This is a genomic window from Thiocapsa bogorovii (assembly GCF_021228795.1).
In the GTDB taxonomy this organism is placed as follows: Bacteria; Pseudomonadota; Gammaproteobacteria; order Chromatiales; family Chromatiaceae; genus Thiocapsa; species Thiocapsa bogorovii.
This window is the reverse complement of sequence record NZ_CP089309.1, coordinates 2,989,748-3,005,294: the sequence shown is the minus strand read 5'-3', so window position 1 is coordinate 3,005,294 and position 15,547 is coordinate 2,989,748. Positions and strand designations below refer to the sequence as shown.

Genomic DNA, 15,547 nt, shown 5'->3' with positions numbered 1-15,547 from the left:
CGATCAGAATTCGCAGACCAACCCGTCGTAATGCGCACAGATCCGTGACCAGGCATCCTCCGCGGTCTCGACGAAACTGAAGAGGGCGAGGTCGTCGCGACCGATCACCCCTTCATCGACCAACGCCTCGAAGTCGATGACGCGCTCCCAGAACGCCCGCCCGAAGAGCATCACCGGCATGGGTCGAATCTTCTTCGTCTGAATCAAGCAGAGCGTCTCGAAGAGCTCGTCGAAGGTGCCGAAGCCGCCGGGGAAGACCACCAGTGCCCTCGCGCGCAGCAAAAAATGCATCTTGCGCAGGGCGAAGTAGTGAAACTGGAACGACAGCTCCGGGGTGATGTAGAGATTCGGGGCCTCCTCGTGCGGGAGCGTGATGCTGAGCCCGATCGAGACCGCATCGACGTCGGCGGCACCGCGATTGGCAGCTTCCATGATCCCGGGGCCGCCACCCGTGACGATCACGAAACAACGTGATTTCGCGTCCTGCGTCTGCTCGGAGACGATCCGCGCGAATCGCCTCGCCTCGGCATAGTAGTGCGAGCGATCGAGCGCCCGCCGGCAACGCTCGACCGCGGCTTGTGCCCGGGGATCCGCCGGCGCGGCGGCCCGCGCGCGCTCGGCGTCCACCAGGTTCTGTGCAGCCGTCTCGGGATCCGCAATCCGGGCGCTGCCGAAGACCACGATGGTCGACTCGACCCGCTGATCCTGGAGCTCCAGCTCGGGCTTGAGCAGCTCGAGCTGGAGCCGCAGCGGCCGCGCCTCGTCGCGCATCAAAAAATCGACATCGGTATAAGCGAGACGGTAGGCCGCAGAACGCGTCTGCGGCGTCGAGCTGGTCCCGGCCGCCCGCACGGCATCTTCGCGGGCGGTCGGCAAGGAGGCGTGATCGCGTTCGGTTCGTTTGGACATGTTTAGGGTAATGTCTCGGAGTCGATTGCGGATACCGGGGCGGAGACCCCTGGAATGCTCGGATTAGGGTCGCCGCCCGCGGTACTCGTTGTCGTGCACGAGAGAAACCCCGTCGATCATACGATCGGTCGCCTCGCGCTGCGCGGCACCGCCTTGGAGCTTGATGACGAGCCGCACCTCGTTGGCCGAGTCTGCATAACGCAGCGCATCCTCGTAGCTGATCTCGCCCTCTCGGTAGAGATTGAAGAGGGCCTGATCGAAGGTGATCATGCCCTGCTCGTTGGACTTCTTCATCAGCTCTTTGAGTTTGTGCACCTCGCCCTTGCGGATGAGATCGGAGGCCAACGGCGTGTTCAACAGGATCTCTACGACGGCCCGACGGCCCTGACCGCTCTTGCGCGGGGCGAGCTGTTGCGCCACGACGGCCTTGAGATTCAGCGAGAGATCGAGCAGAAGCTGGTTGCGCGAGTCGTCCGGAAAGAAGCTGATGATGCGGTCCAGTGCTTGGTTGGCGTTGTTGGCGTGCAGGGTCGCCAAAACGAGATGGCCGGTCTCGGCGAAGGCGATGGCGTATTCCATCGTCGCGCGGGTGCGGATCTCGCCGATCAGGATGACATCCGGGGCCTGACGCAGTGTGTTCTTGAGCGCGACCTCGTAGGACTCGGTATCCACGCCCACCTCGCGCTGGGTGATGATGCAGCCGTGATGCTCGTGGACGAACTCGATCGGATCCTCGACCGTGATGATGTGACCCGAGCTGTGCCGGTTGCGATATCCCACCAGCGCGGCGAGCGAGGTCGATTTACCCGTCCCGGTGCCGCCGACAAAGATCACCATGCCGCGCTTGGTCAATGCCAGCTCGCGCAGGATCGAGGGGAGCTTGAGTGCCTCGATCGTCGGAATGTCGGTCTCGATCCGGCGCAGGACCATCCCGGTTGCCTCGCGCTGGACGAATGCACTGACGCGAAAGCGACCGAGATGAGGCCGATCGATCGCGAACTGACATTCCTTGGTCGCCTGAAACTCCTCGCGCTGGCGATCGTTCATGAGACCGAGCACCATGTCGTGCGCTTGCTCGGCCGACAAGGGATGCTTTGTCGCGGGATAGATAGCCCCGTCGATCTTGACGCTGGGCGGCCAGCCCGCGGTGATGAAGAGGTCGGACGCCTTGCGCTCGACCACCATGCTCAGCAGTTGCTCGATTGCACGATTCAGGTCCATACGAGACCTCGCTGTTCAGAAAGTCGCTCCCGGACGGCAGCCATCCAGGCTCGGCCGGACCTTCGATTCACAAACGATCGGTATCCCGCGAAATCGGCGGCGTGCAGGGCGGCGCCACCGACCAGCGCTCGGCCCGGCCAGGTTCGCCGGGGCGGATCAGGTAAAACCGTCCTTGTTCTGGGCCTTCATCCGGGCGTCTTTGCGTGACACCAGGCCCTGTTGGACCAGTTCCTTGAGGTTCTGATCCAGCGTCTGCATGCCGTGCGCCTGTCCGGTCTGGATCGCCGAATACATCTGGGCCACCTTGGCCTCGCGGATCAGGTTACGGATGGCCGGGGTGCCGATCATAATCTCGTGCGCGGCAACCCGCCCGCCGCCGACGCGCTTCAACAGCGTCTGCGCGATGACCGAGCGCAGAGACTCCGAAAGCATCGCGCGGATCATCTCCTTCTCCGCCGCTGGGAAGACGTCGATGATGCGGTCGATGGTCTTGGCCGCCGAAGTGGTGTGCAGCGTCCCGAAGACCAGATGTCCGGTTTCGGCCGCGGTCATCGCCAGCCGAATGGTTTCCAGATCACGCATCTCGCCGACCAGGATGATGTCCGGATCCTGACGCAACGCGGAGCGCAACGCCTCGCTGAAGCCGAGCGTGTCGCGGTGAACCTCGCGCTGATTGACGAGACATTTCTTGCTGGTATGCACGAACTCGATCGGGTCCTCGATGGTGAGGATGTGCGCGTACTCGGTCTCGTTGAGATAGTCGACCATCGCCGCAAGGGTCGTGGACTTTCCCGAGCCGGTCGGCCCGGTCACCAGGATGAGGCCGCGCGGGACATTGACGATGTCTTTGAAGCTCTCGGGCGCGTTCAGCTCTTCGAGCGACAAGACCTTCGAGGGGATGGTCCGAAAAACCGCACCGGCGCCGCGCTTCTGGTTGAAGGCGTTGACGCGGAAGCGGGCCAGACCCGGGATTTCGAACGAGAAGTCCGTTTCCAGGAACTCCTCGTAGTCCTTGCGCTGCTTGTCGTTCATGATGTCGTAGACAAGCGAGTGCACCGAGCGATGCTCGAGCGGTGGGACATTGATGCGGCGCATGTCGCCGTCGACACGGATCATCGGCGGCAAGCCAGCCGAAAGGTGCAGGTCCGAGGCGTTGTTCTTGACGCTGAAAGCCAGTAGCTCGGCGATATCCACAAATCACTCCCGATTAAACCGCGTCCGTCATCACATGGTCTAGCATAGCCCGAAGAGCCGGCCTTGGTCTCGACCGATCCATCGGCGGCGCGTTTCGCCTTCATACGGTTTAGAGTACCGGATCGATTTCGACTACGGATCACGTCCAAGACCTACCGGAGCCCCGTCCGATGAGCGATACCCCGAAGCCCCCCCTGCGTATCGGCCTGTTCGCAACCTGCCTCATGAACCTCTTCCGGCCGACGATCGGCTTTGCCGCTGCGAAACTTCTCGAGGACGCAGGCTGCATCCTCTGCGTGCCGCAAGGCCAAACCTGTTGCGGACAACCGGGCTACAACTCGGGCGACAACGGCTCCGCACGAGCACTCGCCAAGCAGGTGATCGCCACCTTCGAGGACTACGATTATGTCGTCGGTCCCTCGGGCTCCTGCATGGCGACCATCCGGCACGACTACCCCGTCCTTCTTGCCGAAGATCATGAGTGGCGAGACCGCGCCACGGCTGTTGCGGCAAAGAGTTGGGAGCTGACGTCGTTCCTCGTCGACGTCCTCGGCATCACAAGCGTCCAAGCCAGGCTCGACGGTATCGTGACCTACCACGACTCCTGCTCCGGTCTGCGCGGGCTCGGCATCAAGGGCCAACCCAGGCAGCTGCTCGCCGGTGTCGAAGGACTCACCCTGCACGAAATGACCGACAGCGAGGTCTGCTGCGGTTTCGGCGGGACCTTCTGCGTCAAGTATCCGGAGATTTCAGTCAAGATGGTCGACGATAAGATCCGGAACATCCGCGAGACCGGCGCCGATACCCTGATCGGCGGTGATCTCGGGTGTCTCATGAATATCGCCGGGCGACTGAGCCGGAACGGCTCGCCGATCCGGGTCTTTCATACGGCAGAGGTGCTGGCCGGGATGGCGGAGGGTCCGGGCATCGGCGATGGGCGGAGTTGAGCCTTTGCAGCGCGGTGGGAGGACATTCCCGATGCCGCGATTCGACATCGATCCCGTCGACCGGATGCGTTCGGTGCCACACTGGATCGCTGGACTTGCGGACCGCCGCCGATTCGTTAGACTGCAGCTCTTACCGTGTAAGACAAGAGGCCATAGCAATGTCGACAGTCACCGTCTCGGACAAGGGGCAAGTCGTCATCCCGGCGGCGATCCGGCATCGGCTTGGAATCGAGCCGGGGACGAAGCTCGACTTCGAACTGGAGGGCGACAGTATCCGTATCAGGCCCCTTCGTACGATCCAGCGGACGCGCCCCGAAGACGGCTATGGATTACTGCAATGCGATCAGCCGGGGACGCGGCGCCTGACCGACTTCGATATCGCTGAATCCATGCGCGAGATCGGCGATGATTGCCCTTGATACCAATATCCTGGCCCGCTTCTATGTGGATGATCCCGGTGATCCGGAAGCCGCCAAACAGCGACCCATCGCCTACGAGATTCTGACCAGTCACTCCAGCCTGTTCGTCCCGCTCACCGTGATTCTGGAGCTGGAATGGGTGCTCCGCGCCTTCTATCGGTTTGACGCCGTGAAGGTCGTCCAAGTCATGGAGCATCTGTTGGGCTTGGCGAACGTCAACGTCGAGGAGTCAGAGCGAGTCGCCAATGCCCTCTCTCTGCTCAAGCGGAGCATAGACTTCGCCGATTCCTTGCATCTGTCCGGTTGCAGCCACTGTGAAGCGCTCTATACCTTCGACGAGCGTCGGTTTGCCCGGCGTGCGCAGCGTCTCGGCACGACCCCGGCCGTTGTCGTGCCAGTCGGCAAACCCGGTCACCCGCTTTGATCCAGCCGCGACCTGAAGACTAATAGGCAGAGATGCGTCGGCATGGATCAGTCGAAGCCGGACTGCTTGACCGATGCGATGACCAAATGGGTAGGAGGAGCGAGGACGAAACGACGACTCATCCGTCGGATGAACCTGCACTGATCCGACATCTATTCAACGATAGCCTTCGAGGGCACGGTCATTGGACATTCGCTCACACGAATTTCAGCCGCGTGCGGTCGCAGCGCTCCACGACGCCAGCCTCCAGCAGGCGCTGGATAAGGCACGAGATGGCTTCGTCGCCAAACGCGCGGTCCAGGTCGCCGAGCTGTCCGAGTTCGAGGTCCTGCGCGAGGCGGCCACGACGCTCAAGGACCACGTCCTCGACCATCTCGATCACTACCTGGAGCGTTACGAGGCGGCCGTCGTCGCGGCCGGCGGACAGGTCCACTGGGCACGCGACGATGCCGAGGCCCGCCGGATCATCCTCGACATCTGCAAACGCGTGGATGCGCGCACCGTCACCAAGGGCAAATCGATGGTGTCGGAGGAGATCGGTCTCAACACGGCCCTGATCGATGCCGGCCTCGCCGTGGTCGAGACCGATCTGGGCGAGTACATCATCCAGCTCGCGGGCGAGGCGCCCTCGCACATCATCGCCCCGGCCGTGCACAAGACCCGCGAGCAGGTCTCGGATCTGTTCGAGAAGGCCCATGGCGGACCGCGTCTGACCGAGATCGCGGATCTGGTCGATGCGGCCCGCCTGGCGCTGCGCGAGCGCTATTTTCAGGCCGATGTCGGCATCACCGGCGGTAATTTTTTGATCGCCGAGACCGGCTCCAGTCTGATCGTCACCAACGAGGGCAACGGCGATCTCACCCAGACGCTGGCGCGAGTGCACATCGTCACCGCCGGCATCGAGCGCGTCGTCCCCACACTCGACGACGCCACGCTCTTCCTGCGTCTGCTCGCGCGCAGCGCTACCGGGCAGGAGACCGAGACCTATACGACGATCTCCACCGGCCCGAAACGGGCGGAGGATCTCGACGGGCCGGAGGAGTACCATGTCGTTCTGGTCGACAACGGCCGCTCCCGCATGCTCGCCGGACCCTTTCGGGAGATGCTGCGGTGTATCCGTTGCGGCGCCTGCATGAATCACTGCCCGGTCTACGGCGCCATCGGCGGTCATGCCTACGGCTGGGTTTATCCTGGCCCGATGGGCTCGGTGCTGACCCCGCTGATCAAGGGCCTGGACGCCGCCTACGACCTGCCCAACGCCTGTACACTGAACGGCCGATGCGCCTCGGTGTGCCCGGTCAAGATCCCGTTGCCCGATCTCCTGCGCCGGCTGCGCCACGAACAATTCAAGCAGGCGATCACGCCCCGTCGCCAACGCCACGCACTCGCCGCCTGGCGTCTCTTGGCGACGCGACCGAAGCTCTACCATGTGTTGGAGCGGCTGGCGGCGCGTCTGCTCGCCCGGATCGGCGGTCGTGCAGGTCGCATCCTCAGCCTGCCGGGAGCCCGCGGATGGACGGAAGGCCGCGACCTCCCCGCCCCGCCGGGCCGAACCTTCCTGGAACGCTGGCAAACCGAGCGAGGGCAGTCATGAGCAGCGCTCGAGAGGACATTCTGGATGCCGTGCGTCGCGCACGGGGGCGCGGACCACTCGCCTCGCCCACGCGCGCAACCCTGGATGCGCTTATCGCCACACCGGTCCGGCATCTCCGCCCTCTCTTCGATGAAGATCTGACCGCTCGCTTCATCCGCAAGCTCGAAAGCCGCTCGGGCACAGTCGCTCGCGTGACCGGCCGAGCGCAGGTCCCGGACGCTGTGGAGACATTCCGCTCGGCACATGATATCGCGGCACGCGCCGCTGTCGGCGCAGGGTTGAGTGACCTCGTCTGGCCCGCGGACTGGATCATCCATCACGACCGCGCCGGTATTGAAGAGACCCTGTCGGTGAGCCCCGCCTTCGCGGGGATCGCCGAGACCGGGACCCTGATGCTGCTCGCGTCGCCCGATAGCCCGACCACCCACAACTTCGTCCCGGACAACCAGGTCGTCATTCTGGAGACCACGCGGATCCTCCGGCACTTCGAGGACGCTTGGGCAGCGTTGCGCGAGCGCACTGACGGCATGCCGCGGGCCGTCAACCTCGTCTCGGGCCCCTCGCGCACGGCCGACATCGAGCAGACCATCCAGCTCGGCGCGCATGGGCCGCGACGGTTGCATGTGGTGCTGGTGGATTGATGATGTCCCGCAGCCGCTTGACCCCTCGACCGATCGAGCATCCGATGTCAGATGCAGATAGCCGACACCTGCGATCGCCGATAACAAAAGGAAGCCACACAACGCATGGCAAAGCGGAACGGACCTGAGTTTCTGAGATGAGATCCTCGAGTAGCCGAGCGACTTCGCTGCGTGTCGGTGAAGCGTCAACGGCGCAAAAGAGGTCGTTAAGGGCATCAAGCAAGGGCGCCGCGTCGACACCGAGCCCCAACTCCTCGGGACTCAAGGTCACCCGACGCTCGGACACCCGACCGACCCAAACCCGGAAGCTTTCGCGTTGCAGCGAGTGGTAGAGCGGCGCCTCGCTGATCAGGAACAAGAGCAGGTTGCGCGGGTTGGCGTAGTAGGGCGCGTCGCGCACCAGCCAGCGCCGGTCGCGAATCAAGCGGTGTACCCGGATGTGCTCGCGGAAATCGGCTGCCTGCAACTGGTCGAGGATCAACACGGTGGACTCGGCCTCGCTCAGCGCACAGGCCTGGCTCACGATGTCGTCGAGCGGGTCGACCGGAGACGCCTTGCGTCCGTACTCGTCGGTACCCGGCGGCAAGATCACCTCCGGTCTGGGGGGCTCTTCGTCCGAGAAGTCGTGATAGAGGATGTGCGGGGTATCGAGGGCATGGGCGAGCGCGGTCGCAAAGGCCGTCTTCCGGCGCTCGCCGTCGCCTTGGATGCTTAAGGTACGAATCCGATTCGGCGCCCCTTTCAGGAGACAACGCACCTGAAAGTCGTAGTCGTCGTTGGACTCGAAACCGTGCTCGGCCATGGACGCGCGCAATGTGCTCATGGCTTGATGATAGCGCCGACACGACGACGATGCTTCGGGTGTCAGCTCAAATCAGCGAGACCTTAGAAAACGCAGTAGACTCTACGCCAAAAGGTGGAGGAACCGCATTTCCGGCACGCTGCTGGTCACTGCCGCCACCGGTGATACCTTGTTCGCAATTCCGACGTTCGCGCGACCTGGCGCTGAGCATCTGAAGGTTTGGGTGGCCGGTCTGATGCCTCGGGCCGCCGGAGAAGGCGACGGCGGCTCGACATAAGAGAAAGCACGGCGGCCGAGAGGCGTCTCAAACCACCGAATCCTGCCGTAGGAGGTTCTCATTTGGAACCTGCACGCCGTGACCTCGCCGGCCCGAGAGAGTCCGCAATTCTCTCCGCGCTGATCGAACAAGCCTATCGACAGCTCCCGATCGCCTTGGTGGTGAGCCTGATCAACGCTCTCATCCTCACCGGCGTTCTTTGGGGAGGCATTCGGAAGACGACTTTACTCATCTGGCTGGCCTGTCTTGTTTCGGTAACCGCGTTTCGGTTCCTGAACCTGCGCGCATTTTCGAACCCGCAGCGTCGGGGGCGCGTCGAGGACGCGGTCTGGAGGCGAAATTTCGTGGCGGGGGCGTGCGCGGCGGGGATCGTTTGGGGAGGAGCCGGGATCGCCCTGTTTCATCCGACATCCTTCACGCATCAGGTGTTTCTTGCCTTCGTACTCGGCGGAATGGTCGCGGGGGGTGTCCCGCTGCTCTCGCCACTGAATCGTGCATACCCCTGTTTTGCGATCCCGATCGTGCTGCCCATCACCTTCAGTATGCTCGTTCTCGGCGACCGTGTGCATGTGATCATGGGGCTGATGATCCTGGTGTTCGGCATCGCCATGCTGTCTTCGTACGCCCGGGTACAGCGATTGTTTCGCGAGGCTACAGACATGCGCCTGAGGCTCGCGTCGTCGCTTGCGGAGGGCTCGGCTCTTCAGGAGATGTTGCGTCTCGACGAGCTCACGCGGATCGGCAATCGGCGCTGTTTCGAAGAGCAGCTCGGGAGCGAATGGAAACGAGCCGATCGCAACCGCGGTACCCTTGCCGTCATTTCAGCCGACGTCGACTATTTCAAAGCCTACAACGACCGTTACGGACACCCGGCGGGAGACCGTTGCCTGGTCGGCGTCGCACAGGCGATGGCGTCCGCCCTGCAGCGACCGGGTGACGCCGCCGCGCGAATCGGCGGAGAGGAGTTCGCCTTTGTTCTCCCGCAAACGACCGTGCTCGGCGCGGAAAAGGTCGCAGAGCGGATCCGCAAGGCCGTCTGGGACCTAAACCTGCCGCATGAGTCCTCGCCGATCGCCGAGCGCGTGACCGTCAGCTTGGGTGTCGCATCGTCGGATCATGCGTCCGTCGCGTCTCCGGCGGATCTGATACGTGCTTCGGATGCGGCGCTCTACGAGGCAAAACGCAAAGGGCGAAATCAGGTCGCGACCGTCGCGCCTTGAATCCAGCCCCACCCCTTCGGCATTGTGCAGCGCCTTGCGGAACCGTTCGAGGTTCCCCCACGCCTTCTCAGGTTGAATCGCGCACCATCGATCATCCGAAGGCTCACGGGCCGGGAGATGGCTGCTCCAACACGCGACACACCTTCACCGTACTCGGGTCGTCGGGGTCACGCCACTGCTCGAATCCCAACGCGCTACAGAGGCCGAGCATGACGCGGTTGTCGCGGAGTACGTCGCCGCAGACCTCGCAGATGCCGCGCGTTCGGGCGTAGTCCAGGATCCGACGCATCATCGTCTTGCCCAGGCCACGTCCGGTCATGGGTCGGCCGACGATGATCGCGAACTCGGCGCGTCCGCCGTCCGCGTCTGCGATCAAGCGCACAACGCCGTAGATCTCCTGCGTCCCGGCATCGCGGGGTTCGCTGAGGACCAGGGCCATCTCGCGCTCGTAGTCGATCTGGGTCAGACGCGCGGCGGCAGCAGGATCGAGCTCTCGCAGGTGCGCGAAGAAGCGCAGTCGCACCTCCTCCGGTCTGAGCTTGGCGAAGGCAGCGTGAAGGGCCGGTTGATCCTCGGGGCGGATCGGTCTGAGGAGCAGGCGGCGCCCGTCGGGAAGCCGGATCTCTTCTTCCAGCTCTTTCGGATAGGGGCGGATGGCGAGGCGCCGCGCCGCTGGACCGGCAGACGTGGCCAGCGTGATCCGGGCGTCGAGGGCGACGACACCGAAGGGGTCGATCAAGAGTGGATTGATGTCCAGCTCCCGGATCTCGGGGATGTCGATGACGAGCTGGGAGACCCGCACCAACGTGAGGGCCAAGGCGTCCAGGTCGGCAGGCGGCTGACCGCGCACGCCCTTCAGCACCCTGCAGATGCGGGTGCGCGAGACCAGCTCTCGGGCGAGCCGCAGGTTCAGCGGCGGCAATCCGATCGCGCGGTCCGCGAGTACCTCGACCGCGGTCCCGCCCTGACCGACCAGGATCATGGGGCCGAACTGGGCGTCCTCGGCGGCTCCGACGATCAGCTCGTGGGCGCCGGGACGTCGCACCATGGGCTGCACCGCAAAGCCCTGGATGCGGGCTTGCGGATGGCTCTCGCGGATTCGCGCCGACATGCCACGCGCGGCCTCGAGCACGGCGCCTGGGCCGATCAGGTCGAGCACGACGCCGCCGACGTCGCTCTTGTGGCCGATGTCCGGCGATAGGATCTTGAGCACCACCGGCCCGCCCAGCTCGGCGGCAATCCGCGCCGCCTCCTCGGGTGATCCGGCCGAGCGCGTCGTCACCACGGCGACGCCGTAGGCGGCGAGCACCCGTTTCGCCTCGGGTTCGGTCAGCCCGCTCCGCCCCTCGGCTAAGGCCGCGGCGACCAGAGCGGCGACCGCGGCGGTATCGGGCAAGAAAATGTCGGGGAGCGACGGCGGGGTCTCGGTCAAGAGCGCTTGGCTGCGGCGGTAGCGGACCAGGTACATGAAGGAGCGGACCGCCTGCTCCGGGGTCGGGTAGGTCGGGATGTGCCGATCCGCGAAGAGCCTGCGCGCCTCGCTCATGGCCCCGTCGCCGACCCAGCTCGTCAGAAGGAGCGGACCGCCTGACTCGGACGGGGATTCGGCCACCGCTTCGGCCGCCTCGCGCGCCGAGACGACCGCGGTGGGACAGTGCATCGCGAGGATCGCATCCGCGCCCGGATCCCTGCGCAGCACCGCAAGCGTCTCGCGATAGCGTGTCCCGTCCGCGTCTCCGATGATGTCCACCGGATTACCGTGAGACCAGGTCGGCGGAAGGAAGCGGTCGAGCGCGGCGAGGGTCGCCTCCGAGAGGGTCGCGAGCCGTCCGCCCTCGTCGATCAGGGCGTCGGTTGCGAGCACGCCGACGCCGCCCCCGTTGGTCAAGATGGCCAGCCGATCGCCCGGTGCCGGCCGGGCCAAGGCCAGGATCTCCACCGCGTCGAACAGCTCGGCCAAGGTGAAGACCCGCAGGATGCCGGCCCGCTCAAAGGCGGCCTGGTAAACCGCGTCGCTGCCGGCGAGCGCCCCGGTGTGGGAGGTGACGGCCCGTGCGCCCTCCGCGTGCCGCCCGGCCTTGACCGCCACCACCGGCTTGATCCGCGCCGCGGCACGCGCGGCGGACATGAAGCTGCGTGCATCGCCGACCGATTCGATGTAGAGCAGGATGGCGCGGGTGCCCGGGTCTCCGGCCAAGGCATCCAGCAGATCGCCGAAGTCGAGATCCGCCATGTCGCCCAGCGAGACCAGACAGGAGAAGCCGATCCCGCGGGCGTCCGCCCAGTCGATGACGGAGGTGATGACGGCGCCGGATTGGGCGACGAAGGCGATGTTGCCGGGCCGCGCGGAGCGGTGCGCGAAGCTCGCGTTCAGCCCGATGGGCGGGACCAGGAGACCGACACAGTTCGGGCCCAGGATGCGCAGCCCGTAAGGACGCGCGGCCTCGGTCAGCGCCTGCTGGAGCGCACTGCCGCGGGCCTCGCGGACCTCGCCGAACCCGGCCGTCACGATGACCGCCGCCCGCGCACCCTGTCGACCCAAGGCCGCGACGATCTCCGGCACCGCGTCGGGCGGGGTGCAGACCACGCCGAGGTCGGCGGTGTGCGGGAGATGTTCCAGGTCGGAAAAGCAGCGCCTTCCCGCGATCCTGGCGTGTCGTGGGTTGACCGGCATCACGGGTTGCTTGAAGGCCCCGTCGAGCAGATTCGCGGCGAGCACGGCCCCGATCGACCCCGGTGTGTCGCTGGCCCCGACCAAGGCGATCGAGCGGGGATTGAAGAGGGCATCCAGATGCCTTGCGGTCATGGCGCAACGGCCTCCCAATAGGCATCCACGCGAGCCTGAATCTCGGCGATCCGATCGTCGCGGCGTGTCGGCTCGAAGAGATGACGGAAGCGTCCCTGGGTTTCCAGATAGCGCTCCACAGGTACACGTCGCATCGGCGGCTTCGTGTGCACGACCCGGCCCTCGCGATACTCCTTGAGCGGCCAGAGGCCGGTCTTGACCGCGAGCTTGCCGATCTCGACGGTGTGGCGCGGATCGAAGTCCCACCCGGTCGGGCAAGGCGCGAGGGCAAGCAGCAGTCGCGGTCCCTTGATGGAGAGGGCGGTTTCGACCTTGCGCGCCAGGTCCAGCGGCTCCGCCCCGACGAGCGTGGCCGCGTAGGCGGGTTTGTGGGCGCACCAGATCGCGAAGAGGTCCTTCTTCTCGCCGGCGAAGCCGCCGGGGCCTCGGCATGTGGCGGTGCGAGCGCCGTGAGGTGTGGCCGGCGAGGTCTGCTGACCGGTGTTCCCGTAGCCCTCGTTGTCGTAGACGATGTAGAGAAAGTCCAGTTCGCGCTCGATCGCCCCGGAGGTGGCCGACAGGCCCATGCCGTAGGCGGAGCCGTCGCCGGTCAGCGCCACGACCTGAAGATCCTCCTCGGGCGGCATGCGACCCTGTGCGATCAGGATGTCGAGCGCATCGCGCACACCCTGCGCCCCGGCCGGCGCCGAGGCCATGGCGGTGTAGAGCCAGGATCCCCGAAACGGCGTGAAGGGATAAACGGAGAGCAGCGTCATGCAGCCGGCGGCGTTGACGAAGACCGATCGTCCTCCGAGCAGATTGTAGATCTGGTGCAGGGCTTGGAGCCCGCCGCAGCCGGCGCACATGGGCGTGCCGGTGCCGAGCAGGCGGGCGGAAGGCAGGTCTTTGACACTGTGAAAGCGGGTTTCGCTCATGATCCTGGATCCTCCAGACGGTTGCGCTCTGCATGCGCAAGGGTCTGGAGCTTGCGCACCTCGCGCAGCTCCTCCTGGGTGTAGAGAAGGCGCGGCGGCGGCGCCTCGCCCCGGTCCGCGGCGGCGGCGAGACGCGCCATCTCGAAGAGCTCGGACTGCGCGATGTCCCGACCGCCCAAACCACCGATGAAGCTCAGCAGAATCGGTGCATCGGCAAGCCCATACAGCGCCGAGCACAGCTCGCCGTGGAGCACCCCGCCGAAACCGAACGACAGGTTTTGATCGACGACCGCAACCCCGCGTTTTCCGACCAGGGCCTGCCGCAGCGCCTCTGCCGGGAAGGGTCGCAGCAGGCGCGGTCGAACCAGTCCGACCCGTCGCCCGGCCGCACGCAGGGCGTCCACGGCGGCCATCGCCTTGGTTGCGAACGAGCCGATCATGACAAAGCAGATCTCTGCGTCCTCGCTGCGATAGAGATCCAGCACATCGTAGACACGACCGAATCGTTCGCCCCATTCGGCGCCCGCCTCCGCGTAGACCTGCAGGCCGTTTCGGGCGGCCAGGTGGGTCTCGTATCGGAAGTAGGAGTAAGGACCGCCGCCCAGCACCGCCACCGCCTGGCTCTCCGGCTGACTGGCGCGGAACCGGATGTCGCGGGCCTCGAAGGGCGGCAGGAAGGCGTCGACCTCCTGCGGCTCCGGCAGCACGACGGGCTCTCGAGTGAAGGAGAGATAAAAGCCGTCCAGATTGACGATCACCGGCAGTCTGACCCGCGGATCCTCGGCGACCCGATAGGCGATCGGCAGGTTGTCCAGGACCTCCTGACAGGTCGCACAATGGATCTGCAGGAAGCCGCAATCGCGCGCAGCGAGGATGTCGTTGTGGTCCGGCTCCAGCGTGATCGGTGTGGCGAGCCCGCGTGAGACGTTCGCGAGAACAAATGGGGCACGCCAGCCGGCAACCGTGTAGAGCATCTCCATCGCATAGAGGAGCCCTTGGCTGGAGGTGGCCGTGAAGACCCGAACGCCGGTCGCAGCCGCCGCGCCCGCAGCGGTCAGCATGGCATGCTCGGACTCGAGGGTGACCCATCGGCCGAGCATGTCACCGCTCTCGATCCAACCCGCGAGGGCCTCGATGATCTCCGTCTGGGGCGTGATGGGGAAGGCAGGCACATAGTCGACCCGCGCGAGGCGTGCGCCCCGGGCGACGGCCGCGTTGCCGGTCAAGAGCATTCCGGTCATGGCTGCGCACTCCCGATGTCTGCCTCGGGGATCGTGTCGATGGCATGCGGCGGGCACTGGGCCACGCACACGAGGCAACCCTTGCAGTGGTCGTAGTCGATCTTCGGCCTGCCGTCCTCGACCCGGATGGCTCCGTCCGGACAGAAGGCCGAGCAGACCCACCAGCACCCGTTGCAGCGGCCCTCGTCGATGACCGGACGCAGCGTCCGCCAGAGCCCCGTCGGGACCGCCTCGCTGGTGAGTGCGGCGTGGATGACCGGGGCGCTGATGCGCGCGTCCTCGAAGGGCAGATCGACCCAGTCCGGCGCGAGGTCGGCATCCGCCGCTGGTGCGGGCGTGACGCAGCCGGACCGGGAGGCGAGCTGCTCGAAGGCGGCCCGCGCCTGCGCCAGGTTGCGCTCCAGGACGGACGTACCCAATCCGGCCAACTCGTCCCGGATCGCCTGCTCCAAGCGCTCGAGCGACACGAAGCCCAATACACGTGCAGCCGCCGCGGCGCAGGCCGCGCCGATGACGGGCAGATCAGCACGATCCGCGAGCGAGCCGGCAAGGATATCGGCGGGCTGAAAACAGATCGGGGTCGCTGCCAGTCCCAAGCGGTCCCGCCAGACCTCGGGCGCCTCGGGGCTGTTCACGAGCAGGACGCTGTGGGCATCCAGTCCGGCCAGGACCCCCGCAGCCGGAACCGAGATCAGCGAGGGGTCGGCGACCACCGCCAAATCCGGACAGACGATGATGCCACGCTCGCGAATCGGCCGGTCGTCCACCCGGACATAGGCGAAGATGGGAGCACCCCGTCGCTCTGCACCGTAGCGTGGCGCATCCTGCACCTGGTACCCGGAGAGGAAGCAGGCGCTGCCCAGGATGCGGCTCGCGGTCTTCATCCCTTGACCGCCTCGACCGTGAAATCGGATGCGGACCATGGCTCGCCCCTCGCC

The 15,547-nt window shown here is 65.5% G+C and carries 14 protein-coding genes; 6 read left to right on the top strand and 8 right to left on the bottom strand.

The window, feature by feature from the left end; genetic code table 11:
- Nucleotides 1-3: 3 nt before the first annotated feature.
- The 3 genes from LT988_RS13615 to LT988_RS13605 all read right to left on the bottom strand — a co-directional run bounded on the left by LT988_RS13615 (nt 4) and on the right by LT988_RS13605 (nt 3,324).
- A complete protein-coding gene (locus tag LT988_RS13615; protein ID WP_232406111.1) occupies nt 4-909 on the bottom strand; it encodes an LOG family protein in 906 nt (301 codons plus the stop codon).
- Nucleotides 910-972: 63 nt separating this feature from the next.
- Nucleotides 973-2,130 (bottom strand): PilT/PilU family type 4a pilus ATPase, encoded by a 1,158-nt coding sequence (locus LT988_RS13610; RefSeq protein ID WP_232406110.1) that lies wholly within the window; start codon nt 2,128-2,130, stop codon nt 973-975.
- Nucleotides 2,131-2,286: 156 nt separating this feature from the next.
- Complete coding sequence (locus LT988_RS13605; protein ID WP_232406109.1) at nt 2,287-3,324, bottom strand: type IV pilus twitching motility protein PilT; 1,038 nt, start codon at nt 3,322-3,324, stop codon at nt 2,287-2,289.
- Nucleotides 3,325-3,494: 170 nt separating this feature from the next.
- On the opposite strand from LT988_RS13605, the gene LT988_RS13600 reads away from it, so the two are divergent.
- The 5 genes from LT988_RS13600 (at nt 3,495) to LT988_RS13580 (ending at nt 7,349) form a co-directional block, all read left to right on the top strand.
- Entirely contained in the window at nt 3,495-4,271 is a 777-nt protein-coding gene (locus LT988_RS13600) for a (Fe-S)-binding protein (protein ID WP_232406108.1), read from the top strand.
- Between the two features lie 158 nt (nt 4,272-4,429).
- Nucleotides 4,430-4,690 (top strand): AbrB/MazE/SpoVT family DNA-binding domain-containing protein, encoded by a 261-nt coding sequence (locus LT988_RS13595; protein WP_232406107.1) that lies wholly within the window; start codon nt 4,430-4,432, stop codon nt 4,688-4,690.
- Nucleotides 4,677-5,114 (top strand): type II toxin-antitoxin system VapC family toxin, encoded by a 438-nt coding sequence (locus LT988_RS13590; protein WP_232406106.1) that lies wholly within the window; start codon nt 4,677-4,679, stop codon nt 5,112-5,114. The genes LT988_RS13595 and LT988_RS13590 overlap by 14 nt, the downstream gene beginning before the upstream one ends.
- A 184-nt stretch (nt 5,115-5,298) precedes the next feature.
- A complete protein-coding gene (locus tag LT988_RS13585; RefSeq protein WP_232406105.1) occupies nt 5,299-6,708 on the top strand; it encodes a LutB/LldF family L-lactate oxidation iron-sulfur protein in 1,410 nt (469 codons plus the stop codon).
- Nucleotides 6,705-7,349 (top strand): LutC/YkgG family protein, encoded by a 645-nt coding sequence (locus LT988_RS13580; RefSeq protein ID WP_232406104.1) that lies wholly within the window; start codon nt 6,705-6,707, stop codon nt 7,347-7,349. Before LT988_RS13585 ends, LT988_RS13580 begins: the two co-directional genes overlap by 4 nt.
- On the opposite strand, the gene LT988_RS13575 is transcribed toward LT988_RS13580, so the two are convergent.
- Nucleotides 7,249-8,172: a hypothetical protein gene (locus tag LT988_RS13575; protein ID WP_232406103.1), complete on the bottom strand. Its 924-nt coding sequence runs from the start codon at nt 8,170-8,172 to the stop codon at nt 7,249-7,251. The genes LT988_RS13580 and LT988_RS13575 overlap by 101 nt on opposite strands.
- A 318-nt stretch (nt 8,173-8,490) precedes the next feature.
- Between LT988_RS13575 and LT988_RS13570 the strand changes: the two genes are divergently transcribed.
- Complete coding sequence (locus LT988_RS13570) at nt 8,491-9,648, top strand: GGDEF domain-containing protein (RefSeq protein WP_232406102.1); 1,158 nt, start codon at nt 8,491-8,493, stop codon at nt 9,646-9,648.
- A 103-nt stretch (nt 9,649-9,751) separates the two neighbouring features.
- On the opposite strand, the gene LT988_RS13565 is transcribed toward LT988_RS13570, so the two are convergent.
- From LT988_RS13565 to LT988_RS13550, 4 genes are read right to left on the bottom strand one after another with little or no spacing between them, the layout of a single operon-like run.
- The gene (locus tag LT988_RS13565; protein WP_232406101.1) at nt 9,752-12,454 is read right to left on the bottom strand and encodes a bifunctional acetate--CoA ligase family protein/GNAT family N-acetyltransferase; all 2,703 of its coding nucleotides are present in this window, start codon (nt 12,452-12,454) and stop codon (nt 9,752-9,754) included.
- Nucleotides 12,451-13,368, bottom strand: coding sequence for a thiamine pyrophosphate-dependent enzyme (locus LT988_RS13560; protein ID WP_232406100.1), 918 nt, complete (start codon nt 13,366-13,368; stop codon nt 12,451-12,453). The genes LT988_RS13565 and LT988_RS13560 overlap by 4 nt, the downstream gene beginning before the upstream one ends.
- Nucleotides 13,365-14,609: a transketolase C-terminal domain-containing protein gene (locus tag LT988_RS13555; RefSeq protein ID WP_232406099.1), complete on the bottom strand. Its 1,245-nt coding sequence runs from the start codon at nt 14,607-14,609 to the stop codon at nt 13,365-13,367. The genes LT988_RS13560 and LT988_RS13555 overlap by 4 nt, the downstream gene beginning before the upstream one ends.
- Nucleotides 14,606-15,532 carry a 2-oxoacid:acceptor oxidoreductase family protein gene (locus tag LT988_RS13550; protein ID WP_269752044.1) on the bottom strand — a complete coding sequence of 309 codons (927 nt, stop codon included), beginning with the start codon at nt 15,530-15,532 and terminating at the stop codon, nt 14,606-14,608. The genes LT988_RS13555 and LT988_RS13550 overlap by 4 nt, the downstream gene beginning before the upstream one ends.
- Nucleotides 15,533-15,547 lie beyond the last annotated feature (15 nt).

What these genes read in the sequence shown, in the direction of transcription:
- LT988_RS13615 (WP_232406111.1), bottom strand. Translation starts at nt 909, where the DNA reads ATGTCCAAACGAACCGAACGCGATCACGCCTCCTTGCCGACCGCCCGC.
- LT988_RS13610 (WP_232406110.1), bottom strand. Translation starts at nt 2,130, where the DNA reads ATGGACCTGAATCGTGCAATCGAGCAACTGCTGAGCATGGTGGTCGAG.
- LT988_RS13600 (WP_232406108.1), top strand. Translation starts at nt 3,495, where the DNA reads ATGAGCGATACCCCGAAGCCCCCCCTGCGTATCGGCCTGTTCGCAACC.
- LT988_RS13595 (WP_232406107.1), top strand. Translation starts at nt 4,430, where the DNA reads ATGTCGACAGTCACCGTCTCGGACAAGGGGCAAGTCGTCATCCCGGCG.
- LT988_RS13590 (WP_232406106.1), top strand. Translation starts at nt 4,677, where the DNA reads ATGATTGCCCTTGATACCAATATCCTGGCCCGCTTCTATGTGGATGAT.
- LT988_RS13580 (WP_232406104.1), top strand. Translation starts at nt 6,705, where the DNA reads ATGAGCAGCGCTCGAGAGGACATTCTGGATGCCGTGCGTCGCGCACGG.
- LT988_RS13575 (WP_232406103.1), bottom strand. Translation starts at nt 8,172, where the DNA reads ATGAGCACATTGCGCGCGTCCATGGCCGAGCACGGTTTCGAGTCCAAC.
- LT988_RS13565 (WP_232406101.1), bottom strand. Translation starts at nt 12,454, where the DNA reads ATGACCGCAAGGCATCTGGATGCCCTCTTCAATCCCCGCTCGATCGCC.
- LT988_RS13560 (WP_232406100.1), bottom strand. Translation starts at nt 13,368, where the DNA reads ATGAGCGAAACCCGCTTTCACAGTGTCAAAGACCTGCCTTCCGCCCGC.
- LT988_RS13555 (WP_232406099.1), bottom strand. Translation starts at nt 14,609, where the DNA reads ATGACCGGAATGCTCTTGACCGGCAACGCGGCCGTCGCCCGGGGCGCA.
- LT988_RS13550 (WP_269752044.1), bottom strand. Translation starts at nt 15,532, where the DNA reads ATGGTCCGCATCCGATTTCACGGTCGAGGCGGTCAAGGGATGAAGACC.